Origin of the sequence: Sorangium sp. So ce367 (assembly GCF_051520455.1) — a bacterium.
Classification (GTDB): Bacteria; Myxococcota_A; Polyangia; order Polyangiales; family Polyangiaceae; genus Sorangium; species Sorangium cellulosum_B.
In genome coordinates this window covers 9,935,428-9,948,644 of sequence record NZ_CP150334.1, presented here as the reverse complement: position 1 = coordinate 9,948,644, position 13,217 = coordinate 9,935,428, and the positions used below count along the sequence as shown (strand labels likewise).

Genomic DNA, 13,217 nt, shown 5'->3' with positions numbered 1-13,217 from the left:
CCATCTGGACGACCGGTTTATTTTTCTGATGTTTAAGGCATAGAAAGTCTACATGCCTGGACGTACAGTGCAACGGTGAACGGGCGGCGAACACGGGCCGCCGTCCCGCCGAAGGGCGGCAAGCGGCGCTCGCGCGCCGCCGACGACCGAAGAGAGCCCGGAGAGAAGAACGATCATGCGGATGATTTCCACGCGGCGAATCGCATCCATCGCGGCCTCACTCCTGCTGCTCGGAGGCGCTCTCACCCTCCCCGCCGCGTGCGCCGCCCCGGCCCCGCCGAGCAGCAGCGCTCCGACGAGCCCGGCGGCTCCGGAGCAGCCCGCCGCGACGCCGGCGGCACCGGCGCCGTCTCCGGCCGCCAGCGCGCCGATTCCGGCCGGCGGCGAGAGGCGTCAGGCGGGCTTCTATCACACGCGCGTGGGCGACATCGACGTGACCGTGCTCTCCGACGGCACGTTCGGCCTGGATATCTCGAATGGCCTCGTCCTCAACGCCAAGCCGGGTGAGGTCGACAAGCTCCTCGCGCAATCCTTCCAGAGGTCGCCGATCGACGTGTCCTTCAACACCTTCCTGATCCACAGGAACGGCAGGACGATCCTCGTCGACACCGGGTGCGCAGAGCTCATGGGCCCCACGACCGGGAAGCTCCCTGCGTCGCTCGCTGCGATGGGCGTGAGCGCCGAGAGCGTTACCGACGTCTTCCTCACGCACGTTCACCCGGATCACTCCGGCGGGCTCGTGATCGGCGGGAAGAGGGCCTTCCCGAACGCCACCGTCCACCTGAACCAGAAGGATCTCGACTACTGGATGGACAAGGCGCTCGCCGCGAAGTCCACGGGGATGCAAGCCCAGTTCTTCGCCGCGGCGCAAGCCACGTTGCAGCCGTACCTCGACGCCGGTCAAGTGAAGCCGTTCACCGGAGCGGCCGAGTTCTTTCCGGGGTTCCGCGCGGAGCCGGCGTACGGCCACACGCCCGGCCACACGCTGTACGCTCTCGAGAGCGGCGGCCAGAGGCTCCTCCTGTGGGGCGACCTCGTTCACATCATGGCCGTTCAGTTCGACGATCCCTCGGTGGCGGTGGCCTTCGACGTGAACGCGCCGATGGCTGTAGAGACGCGCAAGAAGGCGCTCGCCGAGGCGGCCGACAAGGGCTACCTCGTCGCGCACGCCCACGCCCCCTTTCCCGGGCTGGGCCACGTCCGGAGAGACGGAGCGTCCTACCGCTGGGTGCCCGCTCCCTACGTCGACGACGCGAAGAGGAAGTAGCGCGACGCCGCGAGGACGCGCGGACGGGCTCACCCCCGCGGATGGATAACGCGCATGGCCCCCTCTCCCTCGGTGACGACCCGTTCCGGGAGCAGGGTCCGAGGGTGCTGGAGAAGGTGCGCGCTATCCACGAGCGGGAGGTCGCCGCCCGCTGAGCTCTCGCACCAGGAAGGACGGCCGTCCCTTCGCGTGGACGCCCTGGAGCGCCCGGCGTCGCGCGGGTATCCTGCGCGCGGACGCGGGGCCGGCAGCACACCCGGAGCGCGGAGGGCGTGGCCTCTGCGCGGTGGGCCCGATCCAGGGCGGCAGGAGCCATGACGAATCGAGCGCGATGGGATCGGTGGGCCGCGCGGCTGCTGGAGACGAAGGCAACGATGCGTCGCCTGCGCCCCCGCACGCCGGCCCTCGCCGCGCTCGCCGCCCTGGGCCTCGGGCACGCCCAGCCCGCCTCGGCGACCCAGCTCCGCTTCACGACGACGGCGCCGGGCGGCATCGTCGCCACCGGGAACACGCTGGGGCTCAGCAAGCAACTCGGTGCGAACGGACCTGGCGCGGAGAGCTCGATCGGGACGTTCCTCTCGCTCGACGGCAGCGTCGACGACACGCCGCCGAACGCCGCGAACCCGTGGCCCGCGGGGACCACGGCGGACTGGAGGCAGAACGGGTCGGCGGCGGAGCTGGTCCTGCCGGACGAGCTCGACGTTCTCTACGCGGAGCTCATCTGGGGCGGCAGCTACAACTACGGCGACGATGTGACCGCGTTCCTGGGCACCCCCGTGACGCTGAGCACGGGCGGCGCGTCGATGGCCGCGTCGCCGGACGAGGCGACTTCGGTGACGCTCGCCGGGGTGAGCGCGAGCGGGTTCTTCGTGAACTACTACCTGCGGTCGGCGAACGTGACCGCGTTCGTGCAGGCCCACGGCGCCGGGGCGTACGAGGTGCGCGGCGTGCCGGGCACGCAAAACGAGACGAACAACGCGCTGAACGCCGCCGGGTGGACGCTCGTCGTGGCGTACCGCGACGGTACGCAGCCCGTGCGCAAGCTGTCGGTGCTCGTCGGCGGATCGTTCGTCGATGAGGACACCCAGCAGGACTACGTGGTGAGCGGCTTCTGCGCGCCGCCCTCGGGGCCGATCGAGGGGAAGGTCGCGATCGGCGCGATCGCGGGGGACGCGACCCACACCGGCGATCAGCTCCTGCTCGCGCCGACGGCGGCCGACGTGTTCGTGAGCCTGTCGGGCGGCAACAACCCCGCCGACAACTTCTTCTGCTCGCAGCTCAACGACGCGGACGGCAAGCTCGACACGCGGGGCACGTTCGGCAGCGCGAACCAGGACGCGATCGCCGGGGTCAACGTCTCCGGCGGGCGCCAGGGGTGGGACGTCACCACGGTGCCCGTGAGCTCGGCGGGCGGGCAGCTCCTCGCGGGGCAGCGGTCGGCGGTGATACGGACGATCACGACGGGCGACTCGTTCATGCCGGCGCTCGCCGCGTTCCAGATCGACGTCAACGCGCCGAACTTCACCGGCGGGGCCTCGTCGCTCCGCACGAGCGCGGATGTCGTCGAGGTCGGTGACGCGCTCACCGTGACCGTGACGCTCGACAACCAGGGGCAGGCCGCGGCGACGAACGTGCGTTTCAAGGTTCCGCTCCAGGGTGGGCTCGCGCTCCAGAGCTTCACGACCGACGGGGTCGCGGGCGACGCGCAGGGCGCGCCGGTCGCGGCGGGCGATCTGATGGCGGGCGTCGACGCGGGGGACCTCGCGCCGGGCGAGCAGCGCACGGTCGTCCTCGAGCTCGAGGTGGTGGGCCCGCCGCTGGGGAGCGCGTTCTCGCTCCACCCAACATGGGGCTACGAGTTCGTCTCCTGCCAGGGCGAGCCGCCGCTCGGCGAGAGCTACGGCAACTTCGCGACCGTCCGCTTCGAGGGAGAGACCGGCGAGGGCGGCGGGGGCGGCGGGGGCGTGTCCTCCGGCGAGGGCGGCGGCGAGGGTGTGTCCTCGGGCACGGGCGGCGAGGCGGGCAGCGCGGGCGAGGGGGGCGCGGGCGCGGCGCCCCCGGGCGACTCCGGGGACGCGGGCTCGGACGGCGGCTGCGGTTGCGCGACGCCCGGGCAGAGCGGGCGCGCCAGCGCGTCGATCGCGGGCGCCGCGCTCCTTGCGCTGGCCGCCGCGACCCGCTGCCGGCGCGCGCGGCGGACTCCGCGCTGACGCGGCTTCACGGTGCCTCAACCGCGGCGGATTTCGCGAGCAGCACGGCTTGCCCGCTTCCCGATCACCCAGGTGTCACCCGTTCATGCGTGAGGCTCCCCCGACTCCCCGCGCCCCGCCTCGCCCCCCTCGCGGAGTCTTCCATGTCTGAAACGCCTGGGATGGCCGCGACGTAGCACCAAGCGGAAGGCATCCTGCCGTATCGCTGTACCCTACGGGTATTCGATTTCTGCGCTTCGAAGCAGCGCTCCTCTTCCAGCGCGCCGCGCTTGCCAGGGACGCGGGTGATTATGCGGGCACCGTCGAGGCGCTGCGACGCTCGGTCGCGATCGAGCCACGCTCGCCCATCTTGTGGTTCCTCCTCGGGACAGCCCTGCTCGAAGCCTCGACGCTCGAGGAGACTCCCACCGTCCTTCTCGATCCAGCGGGTGAAATAGTCGAGGCTTTCGACCGCGCGCTCACGCTCCTTGATGTCAGGGACACGCTGACGGTGGATCACTGCGTCCGCGCCCTCGATCACCGCTATCTGAGAGCAGACTGGACGCTGGTGGATCTTCTCCGCAAGCGCACCGTAGCGCTCCGCGATGTGGGTCGACTCGACGAAGCACTGGCGTCGGCTAACCGCCTCGTTGCCGCCGCCCCGGATGAACCGCGATCATGCGAAATCCTGGGCACCGTGCTGATCGACCTCAGTCGTCACGATGACGCGATCAACGCTTATGGCGCGGCCATCGGATGCAGCGTGCAGGCGCCTCCAGAGCACTCGATATTGGCACGCCATTTCGCGAGCCCATGGTATAACCGCGCCGCAGTGTGCGCTCTGCTGGGCCAGCGCGCTGAGGCTATTGCCGATCTTAGGCAAGCCCTCGCTGTTGCGCCCAGTTGGGCCGACGCCGTGCTCTTTGACGAGCGCTTCAAGCGGCTCACTGCGGACGGTGAGTTCCGCAGTCCGACTGTTCGAGATCATTGACAGAACGGGCCTTACGCGATCAGGCAGGTTTTCCACGCCTGAAACGCCTGGGATTACCGCGACGTAGCACCAAGCGGAAGGCATCCTACCGTTTGGCTGTACCCTGCTGGCTCTACCTGCCCGGCCCCCGTTTTCTGCACACCCCTTGAGTACGCCCGCGCTGCCCGGGTTTCACCGAGCATCGCCCACGGCGGCACGCCGGGGATCCATGCTTGACGTCCGTCGCTCTCTTCCCAATGGACGCGCTGCCCAGCGCTTTCTCAAGGAGGTCCTGTTGAGCTCTACATTCGCGGAGGACGCGTACCCTTCACCCGATGAGCGCGCTCGGTTGCGCGAGAGCCTCACACGATCGCTGCCCGAGATCCCGCCCGTCTACTTCTACGACGATCTCGGGAGCGAGCTGTTCGAGCAGATCACCCACCTCGGGGTCTACTACCCGACGCGCACGGAAGTCGGCATCCTCGAGCAGCGCGCCGGGGACATCCTGCGCGCCGTCCGGCCGCGGCGCCTCGTCGAGCTAGGCAGCGGCGCGGGCCGCAAGATCCGCATCCTGCTCGACGCCTGGCGGTGGGTGGGCGGCGGCGAGACGTGCACGATGCTGGACGTGAACGGGCTCTTCCTGGAGACGTCGATCAGCCGCCTCCGCACCGACTACCCGGAGTACACGTTCCGCGGCGTGATCGGTGATTTCACCACCGACCTGCCGCGGCTCGGCCGGGGCGGGGGGCGCCTCGTGGTCTTCCTTGCGGGCACCATCGGCAACCTCTACCCCGACGAGCGGCGCGCCTTCTTCCGCGAGATCGCGCGCCTCATGGAGCCGTCGGACGCGCTCCTCGTCGGCGCCGATCTGGTCAAGGACACGGCCCGGCTGGAGGCCGCGTACGACGATCCGGAGGGCGTGACGGCGGCCTTCAACCGCAACGCGCTCCGCGTGATCAACCGGCGCTTCGGGGCGAATTTCGCGCCCGACGCGTTCGCGCACCGCGCCTTCTACGACGCGGCGCGGGCGTGGATCGAGATGCGCCTCGTGGCCACGCGGCGGATGCGCGTGCAGATCCCGGCGCTCGATCTGCGGCTCGATCTCGAGCGCGGCGCCGAGATCCGCACCGAGGTGAGCTGCAAGTTCACGCGCGACTCGCTCCAGGCCTCGGCCCGGGCCGGAGGGCTCGTGATGTCTTCGTGGCACACCGATCCCGACCAGCTCTTCGCGCTGGCCCTGCTCCGGCGGAACGACGCGTGACGGAGGCCTCGTTCGAGGCGCTCCTCGCCGCCGCGTGGCGCCGCAGCGACGATCTGTTCGCGCTCGTCCCGGAGGCGTCGATGGGGCGTCGGCCCATCGCGCTGCGACACCCCTTCTCGTTCTACCTGGGGCACCTCCCGGCCTTCGCGTGGAACCAGATCGGCCGAGGCGTCCTCGGGCTCGGGCCCATGCGGAGCGATTTCGAGGTGCTGTTCGAGCGCGGGATCGATCCGGCCGACGAGGACGGCGCCCGCGCCGCGTCGAGGGACGCGTGGCCGGCGATCGCCGAGGTGATCGCGTACCGCGACGAGGTCCGCCGCGCCGTGCTGGCGCGCATCCCCGACGTGCTGGCGCGCGCCGAGGACGTGCTCGGCGCGCGCGGGCGGATCCTCCAGCTCGTGATCGAGCACGAGCGGATGCACCACGAGACCCTGATGTACATGCTCCAGGAGCACGGCGCCGCGCGGCGCCCCGACGGCGCGCCCGCGTTCGTGGGCGGCGGGGGGCGCGCGGCCGAGCCCCGGCGCGTCCCGGCGGGCCGCGTGGTGATCGGCGCGGACTTCGAGGCGATCCCGTTCGGCTGGGACAACGAGTTCGGGCGCGCGGAGATCGATGTCCCGGGCTTCACCATCGACTCGTTGCCGGTGCGGAACGTCGATTACCTGGCCTTCCTCAAGGTGATGGAAGACGGCGCGCGGGCCGCGCTCACGCCCCGTACGTTCGTGCGCCTCGGAGGCGGGCTGGCGGTGAAGACGATCTTCGGGCCGGTCTCCTTCGAGGTCGCGTCGGGCTGGCCGGCGCAGGTCTCGGGCGAGCAGGCGCGCGCCTATGCAGCCTGGCGCGGTGGGCGCCTGGCGACCGAGGCCGAGCTGCGCCGCGCCGCGTTCGGCGAGCCGAGCGGCGGTGTGCGCGCGCGTCCGTGGGGGCACGCGCCGGGCGAGCCGCGTCATGGCCACTTCGGCTTTCGCGGATGGTCGCCGGTGCCGACGGGCAGCCACCCGGACGGCGCCAGCGCGTTCGGCGTCGAGGAGCTGGTGGGCAATGGCTGGGAGTGGACGTCCACGCCCTTCGCGCCCTTGCCCGGCTTCGTCGCGTACGCCCGCACGTACCCCGGGTACTCGGCGGATTTCTTCGACGGGGAGCATGACGTCGTCTTCGGCGCCTCGTGGGCGACCGACGAGGGGTTCCTCCGGCCGAGCTTCCGCAACTGGTATCGCCGGGACTATCCCTATGTCTTTTCGAGCTTCCGGGTCGTACGCGAGGAGCCACGCTCTCGGCGGCGATGATCGAGCTCGATCAGGTGACCAAGCGCTACGATGGAATCACCGCTGTCGACAGCGTCTCCCTGCGCGTCGAGCCGGGCGAGCTGGTGGTCCTGCTGGGCGGGTCGGGATCGGGGAAGACGACGACGCTGAAGATGACGAACCGGCTCATCGAGCCGAGCTCGGGTCGCATCCGCGTCGAGGGCGAGGACGTGACCACCGTGCCGCCGCACGCGCTCCGGCGCCGCATCGGCTACGTGTTCCAGCGGCTCGGGCTCTTCCCGCACCTGACGGTCGCCGAGAACGTGGGCATCACGCCGGCGCTCCTCGGCTGGGACGCGAGGCGCATCCGTGGTCGGGTGGACACGCTGCTGGAGCTTGTCGAGCTGGATCCAGCCGAGGTCCGCGATCGGCGGCCCGACGCGCTCTCCGGCGGCCAGGCGCAGCGCGTGGCCGTGGCGCGGGCGCTGGCGGCCGAGCCGGGCGTGCTGCTGCTCGACGAGCCGTTCGGCGCGCTCGATCCGATCACGCGCGAGCGCCTCCAGCGATCGTTCGCGCGGGTGCGCCGGAGCCTGGGGTTCTCGGCGATCTTCGTCACGCACGACGTCGTCGAGGCGCTGCTCCTCGGCGATCGCGTGGGCGTCATGCGCGGCGGGCGCCTCCTGCAGCTCGCGCCCGGCCGCGAGCTGGTGCGCGCGCCGGCCGACGACTACGTGGCCGATCTGGTGCGCGGCCCGCTCGAGCAGGCGCGCGCCGTCGAGTCGCTGATCGCGGGCGCGCCCGCGCGAACGATCGCGGGAGGCGACGCTTCGTGAAGGAGCAGCTCGCCCTCCTGCCGCGCTACCTCGCCGCCCACCTCGGGCTCACGCTGGTCGCCCTGGCGCTGGGCGTGGCCGTGAGCGTCCCGCTGGGCGTGCTGGTCACGCGATCGCGCCGCCTGGAGGGGCCGGTGCTGGGCGTGGCGAGCGTCGTCCAGACCATCCCGAGCCTGGCGCTCCTGGCCTTCATGGTGCCCGTGCTCGCGGCCCTGGGCGCGCGCAGCATCGGTTACCTGCCGGCGCTGATCGGCCTCTTCCTCTACAGCCTCTTGCCGGTCCTCAGGAACACGGCGGCCGGCCTCTCGGGCCTCGATCCGGCGGTGATCGAGGCCGCGCGCGGCGTGGGGATGACGCCCCGCGAGCAGCTCCGCCGCGTCGAGCTGCCGCTGGCGCTCCCGGTGATCGTGGCCGGCGTGCGCACGGCGGCGGTGCTGACGGTGGGCACCGCCACGCTCTCCACGCCGGTCGGGGCGCCGAGCCTTGGTGACTACATCTTCAGCGGGCTGCAGACGCGCAACACCACGGCCGTGCTGATCGGCTGTGTGGCCTCGGCCGGGCTCGCGCTGGTGCTGGACGGCCTGGTGCGTGGCCTGCTCGCCGGCGTCACGCGCCACAGCCGGCGCCTCGTGCTGCTGTGTCTCGGCGGCTTCGCCGGGCTCGCGGTCTTCGCGGCCACCCCGGTCGTGCGCGCCCTCCTCGCGCGCGATCAGGAGTCCATCACCGTCGGCGCCAAGACCTTCACCGAGCAGTACATCCTCGCCGGCATCGTCGCCGGGAGGATCGAGCGCGTCGCCGGTGTACCGGCGCGGACGCTGGGATCGCTCGGATCGACGGTGGTGTTCGACGCGCTGAAGAGCGGCGAGATCGACGTCTACGTCGACTACTCGGGCACCCTCTGGGCGAACGTCCTGAGACGGAGCACGGAGAGCGCGGACCGCGCGTCGGTACTGGCCACGGTGGAGAGGGAGCTGCCCGATCGGTACAACGTCCACGTGGCCGCCGCGCTCGGGTTCGAGAACACCTACGCGCTCGCCATGCGGCGGCCCGAGGCCGAGCGGCTGGGGATCCGGCGCATCAGCGATCTCGGGGCGCGCGCGCGATCGCTGCGGGTGGGGGGCGACTACGAGATCTTCCAGCGGCCGGAGTGGCGCGCCATCGAGCGCGTGTACGGCCTCGCGTTCCGCGAGGCGCGGAGCATGGATCCATCGCTGCTCTACGAGGCGCTGCGGGCGGAGCAGGTGGACGTGATCACCGCCTTCTCGACCGACGGGCGGATCCTCGCCGACGATCTGGTGCTGCTGGAGGACGATCGCCGGGCCATCCCGCCGTACGACGCGCTCGTGCTGGTGAGCGATCGGCTCGCGCGCACCCGCCCGGAGGTGCTGGAGGCGCTGCGCGGGCTGTCGGGGACGATCGACGCGGAGAAGATGCGCCAGATGAACGCGGCCGTGGACGAGAAGAAGGGCTCGCCGGCCGCGGTGGCCGCCCGTTTCCTCGATGAATTGCGGCGCTGAATTCTTCTGCGCTGGGCCCCCCGCGGGCTGGCCGTTGGGGCTCGCACGTCTGGCGCGGCGCGACCGGCCTTGACGTGGAACGCGCGTTCCAAGACCGTCGGCCCCTGTCGAAGGGTATCGACGTCGTGGGTTGGCGCGGATGCGCCAAGCAGATGAAGCTCGGGGCGGATAGGACACGCAAACGCGTTCCGCAAAGCCAAGATTCTCGGAGCCGTTCCTGACTCGTGCAGTCCGACTCTACGAGCTCATTGACAGAACAGGCCTTATGCGATGAGGCAGGTCTTCCACGCCTGAAACGCCTGGGAACACCGCGACGTGCTTCCGCTTGATGTGCCGCCGCCCCCGCTGGCCGCGTTATGATGGTGCACGGATCACGGCCCCATCCGGTGACCCCGGTGGGGCCGCTGACGGCCCCGTCGCACCGAGCCGACCCGGCGCCCGTACTTCGAGGAGACCCCATGCGCAACACCGGAAAAATCGTCCGCTGGCTGGACGACAAGGGCTTTGGCTTTATCGCGCCGGCCGACGGCGGCCCCGAGGCCTTTGTGCACATCAAGTCGCTGCCGCGCGGCCAGCGCCCCGCGGTGGGCGCCACGGTCCGCTACCGTGCGGCTCGCGACGCGCAGGGCCGCGTCCGCGCCGAGGACGTCGAACTGGCCGGCGCCGGCGCCAGCCTGGGCCCGGCGAGCCGCGCCCTGCTGGTGGCGCTGCCCTTCCTCGCGCTGGTGACAGCGCTGGCCGCCCTGGGGCGGGTGCCGCGTGTGCTGCCCTGGCTCTATCTCGGCGCCAGCCTGGTGACGCTGCTGGTCTATTACAAGGACAAGCGCGCCGCCGAGCGCGGCGCCTGGCGCACGCCGGAGCAGACCCTGCACCTGCTGGCGCTGGCCGGCGGTTGGCCAGGCGCGCTGTATGCGCAGCAGTTGCTGCGCCACAAATCCAGCAAGCGCTCCTTCCGCGTCGTGTTCTGGCTGACGCTGGCGCTGAACGTCGCCGGCCTCGGCTACCTGGCCTCCGACCATGGCGCCGGCGTCCGTGCGGGGATCGACCGGATCACGGCACTGCTGGCCGCCGACCGGGATGCCCCTGCCCCTCATTGACTCCCCGAGACTCCCATGAGCGCTACCCCCATCCATGGCGCTGCCCTATGACGACGACCGCTTCGATAAGCCTGCCCTCCGCGGCCGTACACCACGACGGCGGCGCGCCACGGCGCGTTCGGCCCGAGCACGCCGCTGAGCCTCAGTAGCGGGCTCGGGCGCGCCCCGTAGATGGATCCCCGCGCGCGACCCTGGTCCGCAGCCGAGCTTTGACCAGACGGCACCGCGCCTCCTGGCGCGCGAGCGCCTCGATACCTTCCGCGTGAGCGCACCGTTGAACATTCTCAGAGCGGGCGGGCACTCACCGAAGTAGCACCGACGCCGGGTCACCGGCCCGTCCGTAGACCTGGGTCGCCGGTGCTCTCTCGCGCCAAGTCTCCCGCTGTTCTCGGGAGCTCGCGGCGCGCGTGCTTCTTCCACCCGATTCGACGGCGTTTTTCAAGATCTCGGTCTTCGACCGCCCTTCCGAAAAGCTGCAGATCAGCGCTCGATCCCCTCGAACGCCGATTCAGGTCGCACTTTTGCCCGAGGAGCTCGCATGAATCGTAGTCGTTATTTGTTCTCGGCGCTGTCCTTCCTATCCGCTCTCGTGGTCGTCGCGTGCAGCGACGCCGAGAAGGGCAGCAGCGGCTCCGGTCCGGAGAACGGCAACGCGGAAGCGCTGCCGTGCGACGTCGACAAGATCCTCTCCACGAAGTGCCAGACCTGTCACGGGGCGTCCCCGAAGTTCGGCGCGCCGTTCCCGCTGGTCGACCGGAGCGATCTGGTCGCGCCCGCGGTGAGCGATCCCAACAAGAAGGTCTACGAGCTCGTCGCCGCACGCGCCCGCGACACCGCGCGCCCCATGCCTCCGCCCCCAACCGAGCCCCTGACCGCCGCGGAGCTCGCGATCTTCGATCAATGGATCGCCGCCGGCATGCCGGCCGGTAAAGACACGTGCGTCGACCCGGGCGGCGGCGGAACCATCAACCCTCCGACCCTGAGCTGCACACCGGATGTCCTGCTAGCGCCGTCCGCGCCTTACGTCATGCCGAAGGACGTCCAGGACCAGTATATGTGTTATGGGGTCGATGTAGAGATCGGCCAGAAACGACACCTCGTCGGGGTCGCGCCCCGCATCGACAACAGCACCATTGTACACCATATCCTGCTCTTCAAGGCGGATGAGGCGTCTCCCTCGACGCCCACGCCGTGCGATGGGGGCGACATCATGGGGCCTCTTTTGGCCGTCTGGGCGCCCGGCGGCAAGGCCACGGAGCTGCCGCTGGAGGCGGGCTTCCCGCTGGAAGGCACGGCACACTTCACAATCCAGGTGCACTACAGCAACATCAAGGGCCTCGACGGGCAGCAAGACAGCACCGGCTTCGACGTCTGCACGACGACGGAGCTCCGCCCCAACGACGCCGGCATCTTCATGTTCGGCACAGAAGACATCAACATCCCGCCTCACGGCTCGCTCGACGTGAGCTGCGATTACCAGTTCCCGCAGGATATGGGGGCGATTTCGGTGATCGGTGTCATGCCGCACATGCACACCCTCGGCAAGCACCTGTCGAGCAACACGGTGCCCACGGACGGCAGCGAGCCGAGCAACCTGGGGCTCGCCGATCCGTGGAACTTCGACAACCAGATCTGGTACGATAACGATACCATCCTTCGAGGCGGCGACACCGTGAGGACGCGTTGCGCGTGGGACAACCCGGGCAACCGTGTCGTGGAATTCGGGGACCGGACGCAGGATGAGATGTGTTATAATTTTGTGATGTACTATCCGGCTCAAGAGCTAGAGTCAAAGGTGGAGGACTTGACTTCTCCGACGGAAGACGTGTCCTGTGTGACGACAAGATAGACCAGCTCGTGCAAGACGCGCGGGTATAGCTGTACCCTACTGAGCTCGTCCAAACGGCCGGATGGCGAGGAATGGCCCGGGAGAAAGCCGAACAGGGCTCGCACCCGGGTCAACCGCTTCATGAGCGCCTGTTCCTGCCGCGACAGCTCCACCGGCGGCAACCATCGTTCCATCCGTGCACCTCCGGATGCGGACGAGATCAGGGCCCGGCGAGACCGTCGAGCGCTTCCATCGAAGCGCTCGGGATTACCACAAAATCAAACGGATCGGTTCTCTAGGCCTTTCCGAAGAGCTCGCGGAAGAGCGCGTCGAGCGCCGCCAGGGTTGTCTGCCGACTTGGCGACGTGCCCGTCGGGCTCGCGACGATCGAGAGCGTGAGCCCTTGGATGACGGCCCAGACGTGCTCCGCGGCCTGTTCGACCGGCACACGCAGCGCATCGCTCTTCGCGCAGCGCTCGATGCGGTGCCGCATCAGCGCGTACGCCTGCGAGAACATCGAAGGGAGCTCGACCGCACGCGCCATGACGGCCGCCGTAACTGCTGGATGCGCGACGACAAATTCGAGCACCTGCTCGCAGCTCGCGCGGAGGTCCGCGACGGGATCGGACGTCTGCGCGAGCGCACGCTTCTTCGCCATGAACTTCTCGAGCGCGACGGCATGGACCGCCGACAGGAGCCCGTCACGGTTGCCGAAGTGATGGTAGAGGGTCGGCATCGTGACGCCCGCTTCCTCGCAGACCCGCCGTGTCGTGAGCGCGGACGCTCCCTCCTCTTCGAGCACCCGGTACGCGACGTCCAGCAGCGTATTCTTCACATCGGCCATCGATGGAGGGTAGCACAGCTACCCTGGCGCCCCATCGGCTTTCAGCTCCGACATAGCGCCGTCGCGTCCGAGCAGGCGATCGTGGATCGAATGCCCGGTCTTCGATCGCATCGTCGGGCAAGGGCGCTGCACGATGGGCGCGTCCCTTTATTCCGTCCGCGTGGGAA

The 13,217-nt window shown here is 70.0% G+C and carries 10 protein-coding genes; 9 read left to right on the top strand and 1 reads right to left on the bottom strand.

The annotated features are described in order from the left end of the window. The first annotated feature begins 175 nt into the window (after nucleotides 1-175). The 9 genes from WME97_RS37710 (at nucleotide 176) to WME97_RS37670 (ending at nucleotide 12,227) form a co-directional block, all read left to right on the top strand. The gene (locus WME97_RS37710; protein WP_437544933.1) at nucleotides 176-1,267 is read left to right on the top strand and encodes an MBL fold metallo-hydrolase; all 1,092 of its coding nucleotides are present in this window, start codon (nucleotides 176-178) and stop codon (nucleotides 1,265-1,267) included. Nucleotides 1,268-1,581: 314 nt separating this feature from the next. After that, nucleotides 1,582-3,477: a hypothetical protein gene (locus tag WME97_RS37705; RefSeq protein WP_437544932.1), complete on the top strand. Its 1,896-nt coding sequence runs from the start codon at nucleotides 1,582-1,584 to the stop codon at nucleotides 3,475-3,477. 349 nt (nucleotides 3,478-3,826) lie between these two features. Continuing rightward, nucleotides 3,827-4,447, top strand: coding sequence for a tetratricopeptide repeat protein (locus tag WME97_RS37700; RefSeq protein ID WP_437544931.1), 621 nt, complete (start codon nucleotides 3,827-3,829; stop codon nucleotides 4,445-4,447). 274 nt (nucleotides 4,448-4,721) lie between these two features. Then, the gene (gene egtD, locus WME97_RS37695) at nucleotides 4,722-5,687 is read left to right on the top strand and encodes an L-histidine N(alpha)-methyltransferase (protein ID WP_437544930.1); all 966 of its coding nucleotides are present in this window, start codon (nucleotides 4,722-4,724) and stop codon (nucleotides 5,685-5,687) included. Further along, a complete protein-coding gene (locus WME97_RS37690) occupies nucleotides 5,684-6,973 on the top strand; it encodes an SUMF1/EgtB/PvdO family nonheme iron enzyme (RefSeq protein WP_437544929.1) in 1,290 nt (429 codons plus the stop codon). Before egtD ends, WME97_RS37690 begins: the two co-directional genes overlap by 4 nt. Beyond that, entirely contained in the window at nucleotides 6,970-7,764 is a 795-nt protein-coding gene (locus tag WME97_RS37685) for an ATP-binding cassette domain-containing protein (RefSeq protein ID WP_437544928.1), read from the top strand. Before WME97_RS37690 ends, WME97_RS37685 begins: the two co-directional genes overlap by 4 nt. After that, complete coding sequence (locus WME97_RS37680) at nucleotides 7,761-9,281, top strand: glycine betaine ABC transporter substrate-binding protein (protein WP_437544927.1); 1,521 nt, start codon at nucleotides 7,761-7,763, stop codon at nucleotides 9,279-9,281. The genes WME97_RS37685 and WME97_RS37680 overlap by 4 nt, the downstream gene beginning before the upstream one ends. Before the next feature lie 458 nt (nucleotides 9,282-9,739). Then, on the top strand, nucleotides 9,740-10,378 hold the full coding sequence (locus WME97_RS37675) for a DUF1294 domain-containing protein (RefSeq protein WP_437544926.1): 639 nt from the start codon (nucleotides 9,740-9,742) through the stop codon (nucleotides 10,376-10,378). Between the two features lie 538 nt (nucleotides 10,379-10,916). After that, the gene (locus WME97_RS37670) at nucleotides 10,917-12,227 is read left to right on the top strand and encodes a peptidylglycine alpha-amidating monooxygenase (RefSeq protein WP_437544925.1); all 1,311 of its coding nucleotides are present in this window, start codon (nucleotides 10,917-10,919) and stop codon (nucleotides 12,225-12,227) included. A 274-nt stretch (nucleotides 12,228-12,501) separates the two neighbouring features. Here WME97_RS37670 and WME97_RS37665 read toward each other — a convergent pair whose 3' ends face one another. Further along, nucleotides 12,502-13,050 (bottom strand): TetR/AcrR family transcriptional regulator, encoded by a 549-nt coding sequence (locus WME97_RS37665; RefSeq protein ID WP_437544924.1) that lies wholly within the window; start codon nucleotides 13,048-13,050, stop codon nucleotides 12,502-12,504. Nucleotides 13,051-13,217 lie beyond the last annotated feature (167 nt).